Annotated in this window: 16 protein-coding genes and 1 pseudogene; 7 read left to right on the top strand and 10 right to left on the bottom strand. The window is 42.7% G+C overall.

The annotated features are described in order from the left end of the window. Positions 1-295 precede the first annotated feature (295 nt). Together AC6F33_RS04710 and AC6F33_RS04705 are read right to left on the bottom strand one after the other, a co-directional pair. Positions 296-1,036 carry a response regulator gene (locus AC6F33_RS04710; RefSeq protein ID WP_255747694.1) on the bottom strand — a complete coding sequence of 247 codons (741 nt, stop codon included), beginning with the start codon at positions 1,034-1,036 and terminating at the stop codon, positions 296-298. 193 nt (positions 1,037-1,229) lie between these two features. Next, on the bottom strand, positions 1,230-2,405 hold the full coding sequence (locus AC6F33_RS04705) for a sensor histidine kinase (protein ID WP_500777837.1): 1,176 nt from the start codon (positions 2,403-2,405) through the stop codon (positions 1,230-1,232). Positions 2,406-2,863: 458 nt separating this feature from the next. On the opposite strand from AC6F33_RS04705, the gene AC6F33_RS04700 reads away from it, so the two are divergent. Together AC6F33_RS04700 and AC6F33_RS04695 are read left to right on the top strand one after the other, a co-directional pair. After that, positions 2,864-3,529 carry a YigZ family protein gene (locus tag AC6F33_RS04700; RefSeq protein WP_255747502.1) on the top strand — a complete coding sequence of 222 codons (666 nt, stop codon included), beginning with the start codon at positions 2,864-2,866 and terminating at the stop codon, positions 3,527-3,529. Between the two features lie 244 nt (positions 3,530-3,773). Continuing rightward, a complete protein-coding gene (locus tag AC6F33_RS04695; RefSeq protein WP_255747503.1) occupies positions 3,774-4,925 on the top strand; it encodes an LCP family protein in 1,152 nt (383 codons plus the stop codon). A gap of 281 nt (positions 4,926-5,206) precedes the next feature. Here the strand turns inward: AC6F33_RS04695 and AC6F33_RS04690 are convergent, their stop codons facing one another. Next, positions 5,207-6,019 carry a hypothetical protein gene (locus AC6F33_RS04690; protein ID WP_480947623.1) on the bottom strand — a complete coding sequence of 271 codons (813 nt, stop codon included), beginning with the start codon at positions 6,017-6,019 and terminating at the stop codon, positions 5,207-5,209. A gap of 276 nt (positions 6,020-6,295) precedes the next feature. After that, positions 6,296-7,351: a glycosyltransferase family 4 protein gene (locus AC6F33_RS04685; protein ID WP_480947624.1), complete on the bottom strand. Its 1,056-nt coding sequence runs from the start codon at positions 7,349-7,351 to the stop codon at positions 6,296-6,298. A 303-nt stretch (positions 7,352-7,654) separates the two neighbouring features. On the opposite strand from AC6F33_RS04685, the gene AC6F33_RS04680 reads away from it, so the two are divergent. From AC6F33_RS04680 to AC6F33_RS04665, 4 genes and pseudogenes are all read left to right on the top strand, one after another. Beyond that, entirely contained in the window at positions 7,655-8,395 is a 741-nt protein-coding gene (locus AC6F33_RS04680; protein WP_480947625.1) for a WecB/TagA/CpsF family glycosyltransferase, read from the top strand. A 315-nt stretch (positions 8,396-8,710) separates the two neighbouring features. Next, complete coding sequence (locus tag AC6F33_RS04675; protein WP_500777836.1) at positions 8,711-9,982, top strand: aminopeptidase P family protein; 1,272 nt, start codon at positions 8,711-8,713, stop codon at positions 9,980-9,982. A gap of 136 nt (positions 9,983-10,118) precedes the next feature. Then, positions 10,119-11,480 (top strand): IS4 family transposase, encoded by a 1,362-nt coding sequence (locus tag AC6F33_RS04670; RefSeq protein WP_500777835.1) that lies wholly within the window; start codon positions 10,119-10,121, stop codon positions 11,478-11,480. A gap of 175 nt (positions 11,481-11,655) precedes the next feature. Next, positions 11,656-11,757: pseudogene (locus AC6F33_RS04665) on the top strand (glycerate kinase); the annotation flags it as partial. A gap of 223 nt (positions 11,758-11,980) precedes the next feature. On the opposite strand, the gene AC6F33_RS04660 reads toward AC6F33_RS04665, so the two are convergent. From AC6F33_RS04660 to AC6F33_RS04650, 3 genes are all read right to left on the bottom strand, one after another. After that, positions 11,981-12,751, bottom strand: coding sequence for a hypothetical protein (locus AC6F33_RS04660; protein WP_500777834.1), 771 nt, complete (start codon positions 12,749-12,751; stop codon positions 11,981-11,983). Between the two features lie 121 nt (positions 12,752-12,872). Next, entirely contained in the window at positions 12,873-13,655 is a 783-nt protein-coding gene (locus AC6F33_RS04655) for a flagellar motor protein MotB (RefSeq protein WP_500777833.1), read from the bottom strand. Continuing rightward, a complete protein-coding gene (locus AC6F33_RS04650) occupies positions 13,652-14,485 on the bottom strand; it encodes a flagellar motor protein (RefSeq protein WP_255747512.1) in 834 nt (277 codons plus the stop codon). The genes AC6F33_RS04655 and AC6F33_RS04650 overlap by 4 nt, the downstream gene beginning before the upstream one ends. Positions 14,486-14,897: 412 nt before the next feature. Here AC6F33_RS04650 and AC6F33_RS04645 point away from each other — a divergent pair, with 412 nt between their 5' ends. Next, complete coding sequence (locus AC6F33_RS04645; RefSeq protein ID WP_480947630.1) at positions 14,898-16,625, top strand: HD-GYP domain-containing protein; 1,728 nt, start codon at positions 14,898-14,900, stop codon at positions 16,623-16,625. An 81-nt stretch (positions 16,626-16,706) separates the two neighbouring features. On the opposite strand, the gene AC6F33_RS04640 is transcribed toward AC6F33_RS04645, so the two are convergent. From AC6F33_RS04640 to AC6F33_RS04630, 3 genes are all read right to left on the bottom strand, one after another. Further along, on the bottom strand, positions 16,707-17,618 hold the full coding sequence (locus AC6F33_RS04640; protein WP_500777832.1) for an LCP family glycopolymer transferase: 912 nt from the start codon (positions 17,616-17,618) through the stop codon (positions 16,707-16,709). A gap of 661 nt (positions 17,619-18,279) precedes the next feature. Then, the gene (gene ltrA / locus AC6F33_RS04635) at positions 18,280-19,656 is read right to left on the bottom strand and encodes a group II intron reverse transcriptase/maturase (protein WP_480947509.1); all 1,377 of its coding nucleotides are present in this window, start codon (positions 19,654-19,656) and stop codon (positions 18,280-18,282) included. 523 nt (positions 19,657-20,179) lie between these two features. Continuing rightward, a complete protein-coding gene (locus AC6F33_RS04630; RefSeq protein ID WP_500777831.1) occupies positions 20,180-21,187 on the bottom strand; it encodes a tagatose 1,6-diphosphate aldolase in 1,008 nt (335 codons plus the stop codon). Between the last annotated feature and the right edge of the window lie 33 nt (positions 21,188-21,220).

Here is a 21,220-nt window from a genome sequence, read left to right as displayed (position 1 = left end):
GGAGAGTAAATGAGGGATGACAAATGACCGAGTGACGAAGCAGCTAAAAACAGATGTTTTGTTAGTGGAAAAAAATAAATTTGAAATGCATAGTGGAAAAGATGCTGTGTTGATGAGGTACTTTGGGTACAGATAGAATGAAAGGCGGCAGTAAATCTTATTTGGAAAATTAAATCGCTAGATAACTATTTCGACAGCAGCTGCCCATATATCCTTCAAGATCATAAAATTTTTTAAACACCTACATCGCCTTTATTAAAAAAACGAGAACCGCGAACGGCTCTCGTTTTTCTTCTTAATATATTTTTACCCAACCGTTCTTAATCGCTTCGACAACGGCCTGCGTACGATCCTCTACACTCATCTTTTGAAGAATGTTGCTTACGTGATTCTTCACCGTTTTTTCACTGATGTAGAGATGTTCACCGATCGCTCGGTTACTCTTGCCGTCTGCCATCAGCTGCAATACCTCGCATTCACGATGAGTCAAGATATGTAGCGGCGGCCGGTATTCAAGATCGCGGAAGCCGGAAAGCTCTGTGGAATAGCCCTGAGTTGCGAGCCTTCTGAATTCGTTAACAAGGTTATGGGTTACCTTCGGATGAATGTAAGCACCGCCTTGTGCAACAATCCGAACGGCCTCAATCATCGAATCTGCATCCATTTCCTTCAGTAAATAGCCAAGTGCACCGGATTTCAACACATGGGTAACATAGCTTTCATCATCATGAATCGAAAGAATGATGACTTTAAGACCAGGATGATTTTTAATCAGCTGTCTCGTTGCTTCAACACCATTCAATTTCGGCATATTAATATCCATCAACACAACATCGGGATCCGATTCCTCAATCAGTTTTTCAGCGGTACTGCCGTCATCACCTTCGGCTACCACTTCAAAATCGCTTTCCATATCCAAAATTCTTTTGACGCCTTCACGAAAAAGGCGGTGATCGTCAATCAAAGCAATCGTTGTCACTTTCGGTCGCACATTTGTCACGATTATCTCTGTTGCTAAGCAAACGATTTCATTCATGCTCATCTTTAGGTGCACGTCTCTCGTTATAATAAAGGCTGCCAGATAATAAGAAAAAATGCTAGATTCACAACCCTAAAGAGAACAGTCGTTATTCGCATATCCCGTGCCGCAACAGTTTTTCACCTCTCTTTTTTCACTGTAGCCATGCGGATAGGGTTTGGGACTCGCCCTATCCGCCACTTCTGCTGTGTTACTCGCTAAGCATGTCTTCCTGCTGAATCGGTATGTTGATGAGCACTTTGGTTCCCTGCCCGATTTCTGAGTGAATAATCAATTCACCATCCAATAATTCGGCGCGTTCCTTCATGCCGATCAGCCCGTAACTTCCTTCTTTCTTCACTGACTGATCAAATCCTGTGCCATTATCCGTAATTAGAATGAGTACTTTATTTTCTCTATATTCAATTCTAATACTGATGTGCGATGGATCCGCATGAATACAGGCATTCTGAACCGCTTCCTGAATTAACCTGAATAAAGCGGCTTCAATTCTAGATTGCAGTCTTTTCTCCTTCCCTATACTATCAAAATGGATACTTAGAGAAGGATAATCGCTGTTCACTCGGTGAAGGTATTTCTGCAGTGTCGGCACAAGCCCAAGGTCGTCAAGGCTCATTGGACGAAGATCATAAATGATCCTACGAACCTCGGCCAAGGCGCCTTGTACCATGACCCTGTACTTTTGCAATTCCTCGTGCGATGCCGCCATTCCTTCTTTTTGCCCGACACGTTCGACCACATCGAGACCAAGCAGCACCTGTGCAAGTGTCTGGGCGGGTCCGTCATGAATTTCACGAGAAAGTCTTTTTCTTTCTTCTTCTAGTGCTTCAATGACTTTCAGCCCAAATGCGCGCTGCTCCCTTGCGCTGGCGATGACGTCGCCCACTTGCTTCAGATCGCTCGTCAAGTAATTCAATACAACCGTAACTTGCCCGACCAAGCTTTCCGCTTTGTGAATGGTCGCCTTTAATTGAATCAAGCGTCGTTCAAGCTCGTCACGTCTTTTCTTCATCTGCCGTTCCATCTCACGAACAATTGACAGATCGTTTTGAATGGAATTCGCCGTTTCATAGGCGTGGCGGATGTCTTCCTCCCCGTACTGATTAAAAGCTCTGCTGATCTCGGCTAAATGACCTCTCGATTTTCGTGCTTCAATCTCGAGTGTGTCGCTTCGATCAATGATTCCTCTTAACTCTTGCTTTACAAGTTGGAGTTCTTTAACCAGCGCGTCATGCTCTTTTCGCGATTCCTCGCCGATCTCGAAAATCTGAGATTTGCTGTCGCTCACATTATCAATCATGCTATTGATAATTTTATCAAGATGCTTGACATCAAGCTCTGTCTTGATTGGTCTGCTGGTTGACATAATTTCCCTCCATAACAAATGTAGCCGAACCACTACGAACGTGCTAGCCACCTTGTACCTATCTGCATATAGGTATTATGCACTAATTCACGACTCAATCTTCTTTGTCCCATATAATTAATTTCATAATATAGGAAACAGTAAAGCACAATCAATCAATTTCATATATAATTTCTTTTAAAAGTGTCTATACCCATTCTTTCTTACTGATAAACAAATGACAAGTGCAAATATTACCATATCTCTATGTACCTTTTCTCGATTTTCATGGCATTTCTTTAATGACGGACGCAACCGTGTCGTTGTTTGTCGAATGTAAAAGTGTATCATTATATGCTCCTGGTTCACTTTGATTGAGTGAATGACATAGTCCGTCTCCTTAACCAGCAGCAAAATCTTAAACAGATGAAAAGACAGCTACGGCATCGATTCAAAGGATTAAATGAAAGGAGCCGAAAATGACATTAACAGCTTATGTTACAGTCGGGAAAGCCGCTCTGATTGAAACTGAGATCAAGCGTTCTCGATTTATTTGTGCCGTTCATCCGGTAGAAAGCGAGACCGATGCGGAACAATTGATTCAAAACGTGCGCAAGGAACATTGGAAAGCCAATCATAATTGTTTTGCTTATATCATAGGAAAGAAGCAAGAAATTCAAAAGGCAAGCGACGACGGTGAACCGAGCGGAACTGCAGGTGTTCCGATTCTTGATGTATTAAAGCGACGCGGCATTTGTAATGTGCTGGTTGTGGTCACTCGTTATTTCGGTGGCATTAAACTCGGTGCCGGCGGATTAATCCGGGCATATGCCCATGCAACAAGTGCCGGGCTCAATGCTGCGGAGGTTGTAAAACAGGTCCCTTCCTATCAGTGGATTGTGACTGTTGATTATCACTTGAGCGGCACATTGGAAAATAAATTACGCGAATCCGCATACATCATTAAGAATATACGCTATAGTGACAAGGTCAGTTTCGATTTGTACACAAATCAGGATGACGGTCCAGCATTTTTGAATTGGGTGACCGATTTGACAAACGGCCAGGCAGAAACCGATAAATCACATGAATTGTACTTACAGGAGAAACTTCCAAACCCAGGTGAGCTTTCAAATAATGATTAAGTTCTGCTTCATCCTGTTGTTAGCGAACAGAAAACAGGCATTCAGCCTTCTTTAGTTCCGATTTGCGAATTTTGCCGAAAAAACGCGGATTTAACATTGATGGAACAGAAAGACTTAGGTAAAATAAAGCTATTGTAAAAAAACATGACAATTGGCCTATACAATGAGAATTGCGTAGAAAAAAATGAATGAAACGTGCACCTATCTGTGAAAGACTGAAAACCTGAAGGAGAATACGTCGAAGATGGCATTGAGCAGATCAGAAAACTACAAGAAGAAAAAACATGGAAAACGCAAAACAATAATTATAATCATATCAGCTGTTCTTCTCATTCTAGTCGGAAGCGGCGTAGCATATGGCTATTACTTAACGAAAAAACTTGAAAATGTAACAAGCCATGCACAAAATAAACTTACACGAGGCAATAAATCTGATCTTCGCGCAGAAAAAGTTGACCCCGTAAAGGATGATTTTTCCATATTATTTATGGGAATTGATAAACGAAAGAATGAGCCAAGCCGCTCCGATGCCCTTGTTTTAGCCACCTTCAATCACTCAACGAATGAGGTGCATATGGTGAGCATTCCGCGTGATTCGAAAGTTCAGATCATAGATCCGACGCACACGCGCGATTACGGCATTTCTAAAATTACACATGCACATGCTTATGGCGACGCCAATAACAACCAAGGCGCGGATTACACGATTGCTACCGTTGAGAATTTATTCCAGGTTCCGGTTGACTATTATGTCCAAGTGGACTTCGCTGCGTTCGTTAAGATCATTAATGCCCTTGGCGGTGTTGAAATGAATGTCCCAGTCGCGCTTCGCACGCAGAACAGCGAAGATAAAACCGGTAAAGACGCCATCGTCCTGAAGCCTGGGAAACAGCTGCTTAACGGCGAACAGGCCCTGTCTCTCGTTCGTAACCGCAAGTCGCCGGGGGCAGGAGGAGACTTCGGCCGCGGCAGACGTCAGATGGCGATGATTGAAGCAATCGTGAAGAAAAGTGCAAAGCTTTCTTCTGTAACTAAATACAGTAAAGTCATTGATTCACTCGATAAGAATTTTGAAACAAACTTGACGTTCGGACAATTGCTCAGCCTACGTCAATATGCGGGCTCTCTTTCTGAAATCAAATCCCTTCAGCTGAAGGGTACAGACGATATGAGCTCCGGAGTATACTATTTTGCCTTAGATGATGACTATTTAAATAAAGTTCGCTCTGATCTTAAACAGCAATTAAATTATGAATCAACAGCGGAAAGCAGCGACAGCAGCAGTGATTCCGGAAGCAGCGGATCAGCAACGTCCGGTACATCAAGCAGCAGTGGTGCCTCCGATAGCTCCGGATTGGTCGATGAATCATCCGATGGTACGAGCAGTAATCAATAATAAAATAAAGACCACTTATTAAAGAGGCTGTCATAGTCAAGAAGTTGACTATGACAGCCTCTTTAAATTGAATGATGCATAGTTCCAATTTCTACCCTACCACTTTCCTTAGACTCATTTATTGGGCTCATTTTGACACATTCTCGAACTGCCCTGTCCCTTTGGAGCACTACATTCAAAATTAATGATCCATCTTTTAATTCTGAAACTTGACTATTTATGAAGCAACTTCATTTTTATTTGATCATTGATGAGTAACATGTAATGACGCATTAGAGTGATCAATTATCAATAATACCTTCATTGCTTTCAACTTCACTGTAAGAAATAACGTAACGGCTACTGACCCAACCTGAAGGTACTTGGATATATTGAGATTTTTTATTAATCCGAACTCCTGACGGAGTAAGAAATGGAAAATTTGGAGGTGCTGGGCTATTTTGAGGTTCAAGGTAGTAGTAAATATCTTGTTCACGAGTCCGTTTTACAGCCTTAATGACTTTAAATTTAGCCAGACTTGGAATGGTCCAGTTTACTTTACCTAATCTCTTAGTCTTGTATTGCGTGTAGGGAGGATAATTCCAAACAGTACCTGGAATGACAACCCCGACGTAATCCTTAAAGTTAGCAGGAATTGTTGTGGCTTGGGTAGTCGCTGCTCTTTTAACTCCGCCAGCAAATGAACCGACTTTTTTGCCCCCATAGACGTACCCCCGATATTTACCATTCATCGTCACGACACGATAATAAACGGAACCGGTGTGGGTTACCTTATAACCGTAGGCACGGAAATAATAAGTTGAACCCTTATAAGCCGGGTTCTTCCGACGAAACTCGTGATAGTCAGCATCTGCACGAGTATAAGAAGCAAATTTTTCCATTTGGTTCTTGGAAGCCACTAGTTTAGCCCCTTTTACCGTGCCGGGTTTCGTATAAAGGGCGTATTTACCTGTAGCAACCACGTTACGAGTGGATTCGGCAGTCTTTAAAGGCGTGTAACCCACTTTAATTGTTGCTGTATTGCATGATGTTATAGTCAATAAGCTCGCTACGGCAAGGACTGAAACCATGAATAATTTGATCCATTTGTTCATATCTATATCCTCTTCGTCTAATAAGTTTTGAACCTAATCTAACTCCCGGTTCAGCTCGGGGACTGTGCGATATTCTCTTATTTTGACTCATTATAACGCATGAACCAAACTTCTTTGCGGTTTTCCGTTGTTTTCAGTTATTTCTCGCAAACCCTATTTTACAGAGAAGACTCAGCAATGAGTCCTTTAATTTTCTAAGTGTTGCACTTAAAAATACAAGCTTTTAAAAAAATGGAGCGGCTCATATGAACCGCTCCATTTTTTAATCTATTTTTCTTATTTTACTTTAGCCATGCTGAGCAGACGCTTATATGTGTTCAACAGCGGCTTGTAATTCGCACTCACGAGGCCAACACCTTCAACAACCAGCTCAATCACGAGCATGACACTGACGATTATAAGCAACGAACCGAGCAAAGTTGATGTCGAGAACAGGATTGCCGCTAAAGCAAACATCGCGCTCATCCCGTAAATAAGAACCACAGTCTGGCTTTGGGTAAACCCGTAGCGAAGCAGACAGTGATGAAGGTGTGACTTGTCCGGTGCTGTTAACGGCTTTCTATTTACCAATCGACGGATGATTGCGAATAACGTATCGGAAATCGGAACCGCTAAGAGAATGATTGGTACAACGAGTGAAAACAAAGTCACATTTTTAAATCCGAGCAACGCAAGAACGGAAATAATATATCCAAGAAAATAGCTGCCGGTGTCTCCCATGAAAATCTTCGCCGGATGAAAATTATAAGGCAAGAAGCCCAGCGTACTTCCAAGCAGGATCGCGCTCACCGTAAAAACGAAAAAGTTTCCTTCTGTCAGTGATAGTCCGGCGATCGTTAAAAGCACAATGCTCGATACGCCGACAGCCAAACCATCAAGACCGTCAATTAGGTTGATCGCGTTCGTAATGCCCATGATCCATAGCAAGGTCAGTGGAATACTGAGCCAGTACAAATGCAGCACGCCGTTAAACGGAAGATTAATAAATGTGACACTGATCCCGCTGTTGACAATTACTAAAGCAGCAAAAAAGTGGGCCACAATCTTTACCCTTGGCGACAGCGAATACATGTCATCAAGTACGCCTGTAATAATGATAATCACACTGCCGATAATCAGCGGCAATGTAAAACTGCTGTCCGGCCACATGATCAGCATACCGATAATAAAAGCTAAATAAATAGCCAAGCCGCCCATTCGCGGCATTATTTTTTTGTGTACTTTGCGGGCGTTCGGAAGATCGGTCGCGCCAATGCGAATCGCCAGTTTCCTAACAAGAGGTGTTACAGCAACCGCAGCAAGAAAACAAATCAAGAACGTCACATAGACCATCGTTTCAGCCCCGCCCTTATCAATAAATTCGGATTCGTGTCCAACAAGATAGCAATCTTTTAAGCTTTCTTATACGGAATTATACCACATTGTAAAGACAATACCACTGGTAACTTTACGATATCTAAACAAACAACACAATCCGTTAAAATTAGTTTACAATATTAGAAGCCCTACGCATCAAATTCGGTATTTTTTTGATGATTCAAAGTAACAGTTGGAATCTCTAATAGGATTAAAAAAATAGCAAAAAAGGCAAAATGAATATGATTGCTTCACTTATTTTAAGGATGGGATCAATTTATGAATGAAAAAAAGCAAGTTGGTACGATTTGTATGAATGAATTTCACACAAAAAAGGAATTTACGGATGTATTTACTGACCGCATTATGGATCGTAAACCCATGAACTTATATTTTCTAAATGACCACGGCTATAATATTGCTCAAAAAGACCGCAATTATAACGAGGTTCTTAATCGTGCAGATTACTTGCTTAACGATGGCATCGGAATCAAATTAGGAGCAAAGCTTTGGGGCGTCTCCCTTGAAGAAAATTTAAATGGAACGGATCTTATTCCCCTGCTGCTGCAAAAATGCGCTGAGAACCATTGGTCGGTGTATTTGCTCGGGTCTTCGCAGCATATCGCTCAGACTGCTGCTCAAAAGCTTACTGAACAGTTGCCGAATTTAGTCATTGCCGGTACTCATGACGGCTATTTTTCATCAGAATCAGAGATGGTTGCAACGATTAATCAATCGGATGCGGATATTTTACTTGTTGGTATGGGCATGCCTCTGCAGGAAAAATTTATTGACCGCAACTCCGAATCTCTTGAACCGTTAGCTCGAATCGCCGTTGGCGGTTTTATTGATTTCGCATCCGGAGTAAAGCCGAGGGCGCCGAAAATCATGCGGAAGCTGAATCTTGAATGGCTGTTCCGCATGGCACTGGAACCGCGAAGAATGTGGAAGCGCAATGTGGTCGGACATGCCCAATTTTTTTCGAAAATCATTTGGCTTAAATGGAAGCATAATCACTAAAATGATACCGTTTAACCAAGAAATCATGCGGACGACATCTTGGCGTTCTACAAAAAGAAAGTATAAAATCGTAAAAGATTAGCGGAAGTTAGAATAAGCGGTCCGCCAATAAGGGAACGTTCGCTAACTAAGGTACGTCCTTGTACACAACGCGAAAGCCATCGCATCCTGCGAAAGTGCGTCCTGCGGCTCACCGGACACTAGGCCGTCGATGGCCGTTGCAACTAAGTCTTCGCCTTCGACTAAGGTTCGGTGAAGACTAGCTAATAATGATAGAATAATAATGGAAAAACTTTTAATGAAAGAAGGATCCACATGGAGAAGAGCTTTTTTATTCGGAACCGTAGGAAGCTTTATGAAACCTTGGAAGATCAATCGCTGACTGTTCTTTTTGCCGGTGAAGCGGCACATCAGTCTGCAGATGAGAGCTATCCTTTCTATCCCAACCGCAATTTTTACTATATGACCGGCATCGCCGAGCCAAAAGTAATATTCGTTGCAGCAAAATTCGGCGGTGAAATTGAAGAGACACTATTTATTGAGCGTGCTGATCCGTGGATGGCCAGATGGGTTGGCGAAACCATTACGCCTAATGAAGCACAAGAAGCCTCCGGTGTTCAGAACATTGAACTTCTAGACAAATTTGACACGTACATCCGGTCATTTATGGACAGTCGTGTGTGCAACCATTTGTACGCGGATCTTGAGACAAAATCATGGGAATTTCCAGCAAAGCCGTCAAACAAATTTGCTGCTGAATCCGCTGTCACCTATCCATACCTGACTATTCACAACCTATATCCGGTCATCTGCAAATTCCGCATTGTTAAAACGTCTGAGGAAATTGAACTAACGAAAAAAGCAGGTAAAATTACTGCAGACGGAATCAAAAATGTGCTTGCGAATGCCAAACCCGGCATGAAAGAATTTGAGCTGGAGGCTTATTTTAATTTCGTATTAAAGAGCAGCGGCTGCACCGAATTTGCTTTTCCAACCATTCTCGCCAGTGGGTTTAACGGTACCGTTCTTCACTATTCGGCAAACACGGGCACTGCCGCTGATGGAAATCTTGTGCTACTCGATCTTGGCGCTCAGTACAACTATTATAATGGCGACATCAGCTATACTTTCCCTGTAAACGGACGGTTTACGCCTCGCCAAAAAATAATCTATGACATTGTCTTACGTTGTAACCAAGAAATAACGAAAATGGCAAAGCCAGGCGTTGCCTTCATGGACTTGAACCGATTTACAATCGAGTTTTACACTGAGGAACTCATGAAAATCGGATTGATTAAAACACCTGAGGAATTGCGCAAGTATTACTTCCACGGAGTCAGCCATTCACTTGGACTAGACACGCATGACGTCGGTCCTTATCGCGAAATGGAGCTGGTTCCGGGTGAAATCATCACCAATGAACCCGGACTCTATATTCCCGAAGAAAGCATTGGCATCCGCATTGAAGATGATTTGCTGATTACAGAGGATGGTTCTGAAGTGCTTACCACCGGCCTTCCGCGCACGACCGATGAAATTGAAGCGTTTATGGCAGAGAATAATAGTAACTCAACTTTCGCAGAGTAAAAATCTGAAATAACCCTTGATATAACGTACTTTGTGGCCTATTCATTATGTTTCTTGACAAAATAGAAAGACACCTCAACTTTTGGTATAGTGATTTTGACGAAATACACTACCAAACAGAAGAGGTGCCCTCTATATGATAGCGAAAAAAGGTCAAAATAATCAACTACCATTAGAAATAAAAGCAAAATTCGATGAGTTGAAGATTCTAAAACATTTACGTCAGGCAGGAATTCAAAAAGCCTTCGGCTTTTCCAGTGGTTATCTTTTTCAGCTTATTTTTCGTCTGATCTTTACCCAAAGAAATTGGTATCGTTTACTGGAGAGTAATAAAGCAGATGACTTACCAGGCAAGGATGCTGTTTATCGTTTTTTAAACTACCCGAAGTTTGCCTGGCGCCGCTTCCTGACGGCACTAAGCGTATTCACGATTATGAAAGTCAGCCGTTTGACGAGCACCTGCCACACTAAAGTACTCATTCTGGATGATTCATCTTTTTATCGCGACCGCAGTAAGCGCGTCGAACTTTTGGCTCATTGTTTTGACCATGCCAAGAGAAGACACTACAAAGGATTTCGTATGCTGACATTAGGATGGTCAGACGGATCAACGTTCCTGCCCATTGATTTTTCACTCCTTAGTTCAAGCAAAGAAAAGGCAAAAATTAATGATATCGATTCGACGCTTGATAAGCGTTGTTCCGGCTATAAAAGACGAATTGAAGCTTTACAAACAGCTCCTGAACAAATCCCTGGGATGGTTAAACGAGCCTTGTCGAACGGAATTGATGCGTCCTATGTTCTTATGGACAGCTGGTTTACTCAACAACCTTTGATCAAGGATTTGACCGATCAAGGTATCGATGTTATTGGTATGGTGAAACCAACGAATCAGCGTTATCGAGTAGGCTCTCAATGGGTTGGATTAAGAACGCTGTATCGACTGTCGAAGTCCGTAACCGGTCACAAAGAAATTTTGCGCTCTATTCGTACCACAATGGCTAATGGAGTCCCAGTCAAAGTGGTGTTCGTTCAAAACCGCAATAAACAAAGTGAATGGTTAGCCATCTTAAGTACCGACTGCACACTTACAGAACGGGAAATCATTCGTACGTACGGCATGAGATGGGATATTGAATTATTTTTTAAAGCAACGAAGTCTTTTCTTAAGCTTCAAAAAGAGTTCCAAGGCAGATCGTACGATCTGCTGATTAGCCACACAACCATTGTCTTTACAAGGTTTATTCTCCTGTCTTGGCAAAACCGTTGCAGTACAGATAATCGAACCCTTGGTGGTATGTTTTATGAACTCTGTGACGAAATGAATGAACTGGATTGGGCTGTAGCACTGACGCAGCTCATGGATATTCTTCATGACGCCATAACAAAAACAAAAAAGTCAATAAAAAAATGGGTTACTCGTCAACTGACACAATGGATTGAGAGCTTACCCAACTATATCAAGGTTTATCTGCCCAAATTAGGGTGCGAAAGTTGAGTAGTAATCTAAAATAATCTTTAAAGAAATTAGGAGATTCCGATGATTTTGCGGAATCTCTTTTTCATGGAATAGATGTCTTATTTTGTCATTTCCCCGGAAATAGTGTTCTAAGCTATGGTAATCACTAAATCTGCTACAATGAAGAAAAAAGGTAGACAAAGGAAGGATCGAGATGAAACAGAAAAAGATAGTCATCGCACCGGACTCATTTAAAGAAAGTTTATCCGCACTTGAGGTTGCACAATCCATACGAGAAGGCCTCAAAAAAGTGTGGCGATTGTTCCCGGTACCGTTTCCCTTGATCAGGCATTAAAAGACGCACGCATCAATCTAGTCCGTACGATTTCTAATGTTGCTCGCGTTTGGCAAGTGGCTAAAAAAAGTAATCGTTAATAAACGGCCGATCTACGTTGTGCCTCTCTTATTACAAGTCAACATTATTAATGAAACGAAAAATCACCAGTGAAAGCCATTCACTGGTGATTTATTTGATTTCATTATTTTAGCTGCCATTGTTTCGTTATATAGTCAATCCATATTTCTCGTCCGGTTACATTCATCGTGTGTCCGTCATCGCCAACAGCATTCGCACGTTTTGATCCTTTCGGCCATTCAGATAAATAGTTAAGCACCGCTATCTTCTGTTTCTGAATATATGTTTTCATCTGGTCGATTCGATCATTCATATAAGGCTGCTTTGATGAATAGTTTGGCGGATTGACCAAAAATGCAGCTTTGGGATACTTATTTTTTACTTTTTCAGCCAGCAGAGTGGCCACTGTCTCCGTATCATCTGTACTTACTTGACGATCGTCATTATAGATAAGCGGAGTATACATCACAAGGTCCGGGCTTCCATTCACATTTTTCATCAAATCCCCAAGCTTCGCTTGATTCAGCACAAGCGAGTTCGACTTTCCCAGATCCTGAACGGTTACTCGGAAAAAGCCTTCTCCAAACGTATCATCGAGCTGCTTTTGCAGCAATAGTGCCAGAGCTTGTTCATTGCTGCTGCCGATCATCACAATCCGAACTTGTCCGTTTTTCTTATAAGCATTCTCGGCAGCATTCCGCAGCTCTTTTGGTAATTTTGCAATGTTCTTCTCGATCAATGTTTCCGATTGATCAGCACTCAGTCCCTCGATACTAGCTGTATCGTTTTTAGCCTGCAATGTTATTCGATCCAATTTATGGTTCCAATACCATTTACCTCCCACCACACTCACGAGGCACAGCACACAAACCAAAATCAGCCAAATTTTTTTCACTTCCGCCCACCCTCAACTCTATACCATTATGTATATTGAAAAATTCCCCATGCATATAATATATCGGTTGGCAGACCATGTTGCAATCATTTACCAGATAAATCAATGTTTTTCAATACTTTTAATCGGAATCTTGCTGCTCTTCCCGGACGATAACAATGTTCACACGTCGATTCATCGCCTTGTGCGCCGCCGTATCATTCTTTACGATCGGTCGGTATTCACCATATCCGACAAAATGCATGCGCTGCGGTGCGAGACCGTCTTTAGTGATCAGATAATTCATGACTGTCTGCGCCCGCAGACCGGATAATTCCCAATTCGAACGAATGGGCCTGCCTTGATCCCGAAAAGGAGTATTATCCGTATGCCCTTCGATACTGACCTCGTTCGGTACACTATTAAGAATGTTGCCAATCCGTGCCAATACTGATTTAGCATCTTTCTTCAAGTTAGCTTTTCCAAGATCAAACAGAATCTTTTCACGAAAAGTGAGCTGCACACCTCGCTGCGTTTCCGTAAGCGACACGTCCGGGCTTAAGTGATTGTTCTTGATGTACTGATCCAATTGAACGTACAACGCATCCAGCTTTTTTTTGTCCTTTTGTTTTTCCGAATCGCTAATGGACTGTGACTTTTTGACCAGCGGCACACTCGGCTTTGTTTGGCCTTTATCCGCACTCGGATAGCCGATGCCCTGAAGAATTGAATCCCCTTGAAATGATGATTTCAGAGATGAGACAAGCGCATTAAATTTCTGGTTTTCAATACTGCTCATCGAAAACATGACAATGAAAAAGACTAATAACAAAGTGATCAAATCCGAGTAAGTGATCAGCCAACGCTCCGAATTATGACTTGATTCTTCCGGCCGAGTATACCGCTTTTTTTTTGGCTTGCTCATGGCTGACCCGCTTCTTGGAATTCCCGATCTGCGGTTGTGCTGCCAGATCCGCTCGTCAGTTTCTGTTCAACCTTTCGGGATTCTTCTTCTGTTAGGAAAGCATAAAGTTTTTTCTTCAAAATCATCGTGCTTTCTCCATACTGAATAGACAATATTCCTTCAGTCTTCAATTGGCGGATTAAAATGTCACTGGCTAAATTATTTTTGATCTTCGTGTAAATAGGCAAATAAATCACGTTCGCACTGCCCACGCCATAAAGTGTTGCAATAAATGCGACAGCAATTGCCGGGCCAAGTGCGGAGGCATCTTCCAAGCTTCCGAGAACGTGTACAAGCCCCATAACAGTTCCAATGATGCCCATTGTCGGCGCATAACCGCCGGCAGATTCGAATATGCGGGCAATGGAGAGTATTTTTTGTTCATAAAGTTCAATGTCCCGATTCAATATGTCGTCAATAACATCGGAGTCTACACCGTCGACGACCATCTGAATACCATTCGACATAAACGCATCTGTTTCAAACTTCTGCTGCTCACCTTCCAAAGCAAGTAAACCTTCACGTCTGGATATATTGGCAAGATTAATCAGTTCAATGATCGTATCATCCTGGCGTTCTTTAGGTTTTGTAAATGCATATTTTAAAATAAACGGCGTTTTTGCCAAAATCTTTCCCGGAAAGCTAACAACCACCGCTCCGATTGTGCCTCCGACTACAATCAGAAAAGCGGTGACTTTTAATAACGCAACTAACTCTCCGCCTTCAAGTAAAAATCCAACAAGTAAAGATAGCAATCCGACCAGCAAGCCGATGACTGTTGCCACATCCATGTAAGTCAACCCTTTCCGCTGCTCTAATACCATTCTCATTCTTTATCGGCTATTTTCGCGCTGAATTAAAGTAGTTTCTTAAATTCGGTGCGGCAAACCTATGAACGACTCCATGCTAATAGGCATTATTACCTAATCCAACAGATTACAAGTGAATGCATTGTCAGACTCCTATCTTACTATTGAAAAGTTCAATCGTATATGAGTATCAAATAATTTTCACTTCCGTTTTTTGACATCACTTGTTAAAATATTATTTGTAACTTATTGTCGAAAAAAACACTAATATAGTCAGTCTCTTTAATTCTTACATTAGGTACCGCCTCTTGTAATGACTATCGCGTTAGTCTGTCTACCGCGGAACGTATCCTGATTTTTCCTAGGAGCTATTGAACGGGAGTGAACGGCACTTATGCCAAAAGTCGTAAAGCTTGAGAACTTGAAGGACGGAAGCATTCTCGCCAAGGATATTTACATAAATTCCTCTGTTCTCTTTAGAACGGGAATGTTGATCACTTCTGAGCTTATTAATTATCTTAAAAGAAAAAAAGTGAGTGCCGTAGCCATTTTCGATGGCCCTTCGATCGCACCGTTTCGAAATACATTTACACCAAAGTCGCGAATGACTGCTCATGAACGGAAAGAGCTTACTGAACGGTTTCAAAATGAAATGGCTCAAATTGCTGATGAATTACGTTACGGAAGAATTTTGCATTCGGAAACTTCATACCTATGGCTCCAATCACTTTATCTGAAATTCTACTCAAATCCGACTGTTCGTTTTCTACTGGACTGTCTGAAACAGTGGGATCCGATTTGCTATATCCATTCACTTGACGTCTTTGTATTAACAAGCCTCTACTTTAAGCATGTTCATTGGCGGGTAAGTCAGGAATTTCTTCTCGGTTCCCTGTTGCATGATATTGGCAAACTCTATACGCCAATTGAAATCTTATTGAAAACCGGAAAACTTACTCAACGTGAGTATGAAAAAATAACGCAGCATACCGTGGATGGCTGTGAATTACTCGATCGAATGAATTTTCCTGAAGAAACGTGCCGAGTTGCACGTTCTCATCATGAACGGTTAAACGGCAGCGGTTATCCGGATCACCTGCATGTGAAACCATCTGACCGTGATCTTAAATTGATGATGATTGTTGACGTATATTCAGCATTGACGTTGAGCCGATCCTATAGAAAACCGATGCACACAACAAAAGCAATGCAGATCATCCTAAATGACAGCTATAACAATGATTTGTTTGATTTAAAAATTTGTTATTTATTTATTAATTTCATACACATTTTCCCTCCTGCGACCCATGTTTTATTGACAAGCGGTGAGAAGGGCTTTATTCTTGCTAATTCATCAGGTTCTGACATCTTACCGCATGTTAAGCTTGAAAACAGCGGCAAGGTCATCCAACTCCCAAGCGACCTGTCTCTTACTGTCGAAACGATCACCAGCTGGGATAGCAGTGAGATGGTGTTGCAGGCAAGGCAGACATGGAACGATTACGTTAAGTATTTAATTGAGGGCGACAGTGTCAGGGCAGTTGATTGCCTCGATGCACTGTCTGACGGAATGCGTATTGAGGATGTATTTGTGAAGCTTTTTGAGCGTTCATTGGATGAAGTGCAAAAAGGATTTTTACTGAATCGCTTTTTGCAAGCAGATTATATGGTCGCTGCTTTCACGATCTTAAGATTGCTCAGCTGGAAAATGTTGAAAATAACGCACCAGCTTCCGAACACCGATATGGGCGAGATTGTTATCGCAAATTTGGAATCCTTTAGCGGCTTGACACGAGCAAAATTGATGGATGATCTTTTCACAATCAGCGGTTGGAAAACCGATTTCCTTCCTGAAATTAATGAAATAGGCATAATACAAGATCAAATTCAAAGAAAACAGGCACATTATCTTGCCATCTTATGTACAAATAAGCACGCGACCAACCTCTTTAGTTTACTAAAGCATTTGAGAAATGAGTTTCCCAAGTTAACGATCTTTGTCCTTGGAAACCAAGAAGAACTCGCAAAAGAATCCAAAAGAAATAAATTACTGTTCAGCACAAACCTGAGTGAACTAATCGCCAATATGAAGCGCTTATTTGCTAAGAAGATGGGAGCATGATTCTTCTACATAAAAAAACGGGAAGTCAGAGCATAGCATGGCTCAAGGCTTCCCGTTTTCACTATTGTTTCACTTTGAATTTCAGTTATTCAGTTGATCATTAATCATATCATGAACGCGTTGCTTTTCAGCAGAACCAACAACAAGATAATAGATTCCGTTAATTTTCTGTCCTTGTCCTTTTACTTCATAATCAATCGAATGCTTGCGCGCATCACGATAATTAAACGCGAGATTCTTCATATCATTAAAGGTCAAGTTCGTCTTCACATTGCTGCCAAGCGCATCGAGAATCTGTGAGTAGCGAGATACCGATGACACATTAGCCATTTTATTGACAATGGCCATGATCACATCACGTTGTCTCTGATTCCGTCCGAAATCTCCTTGTGGATCCAGATGACGCATCCGTACATAGCCCATCGCTTTTGCCCCTGTGTCCAGAGTAATGTTGCCGCGCGCGTAGTGATAACCCTTTTTATAGTAGCCCTCATCATGCCAATCCAATTTATTATTTACGGTAACCCCGCCGACCGCATCAACAAGGTCGCTCATGCCTTCCATATTGATCTTTATGTAGAAATCGAATGGAATATCGCCTATAAACTTTTGAACCGTATCTTCCGCCATCTTTGTATCGCCGTACGCGTACGCAGCGTTAATTTTATCAATTGTGCCGCGACCGACAATTTCGGTTCGTGTATCACGCGGAATAGAAATCATCTGCATCGTTTTTGTTGTCGGATTTAACGTTGTTGCGATAATAGTGTCCGAACGCCCGCGGTCTCCCTTACGTTCATCGACGCCTAATAGAAGCAGACTTATCGGTTTTTTCTGAGTGATCGCATCGTGGTTGCCCTTGCCGCCGGCTGTCTCATACATATCGCCAGCTGTTGACGCAACCGAGTGATACATCCACCAAACATAACCTGCCCCTGCAGCAAAAAGCACAACAATAATGCTGCCGATCGTCAGTAAAATTTTCTTTTTCATGATCTCTTCCCTTTTCCTCGTAGATTCATCTTAGTTATTGAGCACAGCTTGAACTGGCCACCTCGAACAGGTCATCTTTTTTTCTTAGTCGGGATGCTTGCATCACTGAACTTATAGAGAAATCATAACATGCCCTTTCGTTGATGTGAACAATTTCCTAGTCCACCCAATTCTTACTGAAAGATATCTTTCGTTGCTTATTTTAAAAATGAGGGGTCAACAGTGATTTTCTTTGTAATCATAGAAACTCCCAGAGTCTTTTTAATCACAAAGCATATGATCGTTGTTCCCACTGCATCATCTAGGTTTCATTTGCATTGAAACCCAGTCAATCAGTCTCAACTTATATTGCCCTAATTCTATCTTTTGCTGACTCTATTTTGATACCAAGAAAAACTACTGGGCACTGCCTGGTGCTGAATCGTCGCTTCGATTACTCACTTGCCGCTGGCGCACTGCGAACCTCCTCAGACAGGCAGGAATCTGCGGGGCCTCGTGCGATCAACAGAGCCGCACCCGCAAGCGTCTCACACCTGCGCGTTTCGTTCACAACCTTTTGTTTTATCAAAAATCAGTCGAGTAGGACAGCGATTCACATCTTCTGTCCCCTCACGGAACCGTGCGTGCGCTATTTACGCACACGGCTCTTCTTGTTCATGGTTCACAGAATGTAGCTCAGCTCCGACCGAAGTTGATAAATATTGACCTTGATTCGCGGTTGCGGCAGAGGGAAGCGTTTGAGAAATTGATTAAATTTTTCCCATGTGAACGATCGTTTCTGGCTCCTTCTGTTTAACCATTTATACAACAACCGAATCACCTGCAATCGAAAAGCGCTCACGCTTAGACTGTTATCGGTGATACAATAGTAGTTGTAATAGCCGGTCAATGACCTCTTGAGCCGATCCATGATGAAGTCAATCTCTTGGGTCCGATGGCCTTTCAGCCACTGCGAATAGGCTTTGAGTTTGGCACCCACTTTCTTTCGGCTGCTTTTCCTCTTGACTCGAAAATGTCCGCTTTTACTTTGCCCACAATAGTGGGTGAATCCCAGGAAGTCAAAAGTCTTTGGCTTCCTGTTTCCATTTCTCTTGGCATTTTCCTGAGCGAATCGTCCGAAAGGGATGATCCTCGCTTTCTCCTCCGCAAGCGCCAAGTTAAATTTTTCTAGGCGCCGCTTCAGATCGCAATAGAATCGTTGGGCTTCCTGTTTATACTGAAAACAACAGACAAAGTCATCGGCATAGCGCACCAGATAAGCCTGTCCCTGGCACTGTTTCTTCACCGCTTTCGTAAACCATAGGTCAATCACATAGTGCAGATAGACGTTAGCTAGGATCGGCGAGATCAGTCCGCCTTGCGGCGTCCCTTGTTCGCTTGCGTGCCAAGTTTCCTTCTCCATGTAACCCGCTTTTAGAAAACGGGCAATGAGCCTCAGAAAGCTTGGATCCTTGATCCGTAGCTTGAGAAAACGCATCATCCATTGATGGTCGACATGATCGAAAAAGCCCCTGATGTCCACATCAACAATGTAGTTCGTGTACTTCTTTTCAATGAAGACATTCAGGACTTTAAGTGCATCATGGCAGTTCCTATTTGGGCGGAAACCGAAGGAACAGTTAAGAAAGTCTTGCTCATAGATGGCATTAAGGATCTTCGCCAGACCCCGCTGAACAATTTTATCCTCATAGGCAGGGATGCCCAGTGGGCGTTTCTTCTTTGTTCCCGGTTTATCAATATATGTCCGCCGGACAGGGAGCGGCCGATAGCTTTTCTGCTTCAGGCGCTTATCCAGATCGGCAAGGTGTTCATCAAGATGTTCTTGATAGCTTGCCTTCGTCATCTGATCGATGCCCGCTGCTTTGTTTCCCTGCAGTTCCCGGTGACAGACCCTCAATTCCTCTACGCTCAATAAATGAGCCAGAGAGGTGAAGGCCATCTTCGGATTTTCCTTCGCTAGCTCTGCTATTCTTACCTGTTTTGTAGTCATCTCTACTGTCACCTCTGTGTGTGCCGATGTGTCCCAGATAAGATTCATAAACAAGGGAAAACACCTTCCCTCAACCGGCATTACCCGATATCATGGGTACTATGTGCTTCCTCCGACTTCCCAGCAGACATTTAACGTCCTTACATTTGATTGCTTGGTTCGCTATACTTTCTTTCGAAAGACCCGCTGGGATCTCCCGAGTTGCCGTACCTTATTGATGCTCAGCGTGCCATGGTCTCTGACCCCGGGGAACCCCCAGACCTCTTGCCTTAACGATGTCTGGCGTGTTGCCTTCTGGAAGTATAACGCCATCGGCATTCCCATTTCATAAGTTTTCGAGGCTCAATCCCTTCAACCACTTGGCTTACGGCCCACTGGCTCGCTGTCTACGCTTAAAAACCAAAGTTGCCTTTCGTTCTCCAAGACTCGCTACGGATGAGTGGCTAGCTCTTTTTCCGACGGGCTTCCCACCCGCTATAAGGCACGACCTTGCTCGGTCGCTCTATACTTTACTTATAAAAAAAAGCGCAACGGAATAATTCCGCCGCGCTTTCTTTAATTGAGCAATAAATTAGTCAACGACTTCGATCTTGTCTTTGCCGCCGAATTTTTCATACCAAGGAGTTGCATTTTCAGCAAGGATTGCGTTGAGTTCTTCAACGTTTGCCTTACCTTGAGAACGAAGCCATTTAATAGCGCCTTCTTCTCCACCCTTGCCGTAAGCTTCAACGCCGTCACGCCATGTAGCACGGCCACAAAGTACACCATTGTATTTTGCACCTGCATCGTGAGCGAACACGAGTGTTTTCTGGAAGAGTTCAGTTGAAACGCCTGCACTCAGCCAGATGTAAGGGATCGTTGTCAGTTTGTCAACTTCGAGGAAGTAGTTCTTAGCTTCTTCAGCAGTGTAAACAGGAGCGTTTTCGCCAACGCCTTCTACACGGCTCATATCAACAGGAACTTCCAGTTTCAGAACGTCAATACCATAACGTTCTTGTGTGAAGACCTTGATTGAGTCAAGAACCTTTTGAGGTTTAACTTTAGCATATTCTTCTTTGTCCGTAATTTTTTCATCGTAAGTTACGATTTCGAAGAACAGCGGAATATCTTCTGCTTTACATTCAGAGCCGATGCGTTCTACGAATGCTTTCTTAACATCGTTGATTTCATCGGGTTCATCCGGATCAAAGTATACGAGCAGTTTAACAGCAGTACCGCCGTTTTCTTTGATGCGTTTTACAGACCAGTTAGGAAGAAGGTCAGGAATACGGCCAGGTTCCGTAGCGTCATAGCCTGTTTTTTCATATGATGTCAACAGACCGCAAGAAGCTGCGCGTGCTTTGCCGGCAGGAATACCATATTCAGGGTCAAGCAGAATGGCGCTTGCATATGGTGTCAATTCTTTAGATACGAGCGTTTTGAAATCTGCCAGTTCTTCAACCGTAGCATCTTTACCTTGTGCTGCTCCGATCATTCTCTTCAAAGAACCGCGTTGGTCAATTGCCAATGCTGCAATCACACCGTTTTTGTCAGACAATTTTTCGAGAAATTCAAACTTGCCTTTGGAAATTTTAACCATTACCGATAACCTCCAAGAATTTATTGGACAACT

The organism is Sporolactobacillus sp. BBK16-2 (genome assembly GCF_059878335.1).
This window is presented reverse-complemented; position numbering and strand designations above follow the sequence as displayed.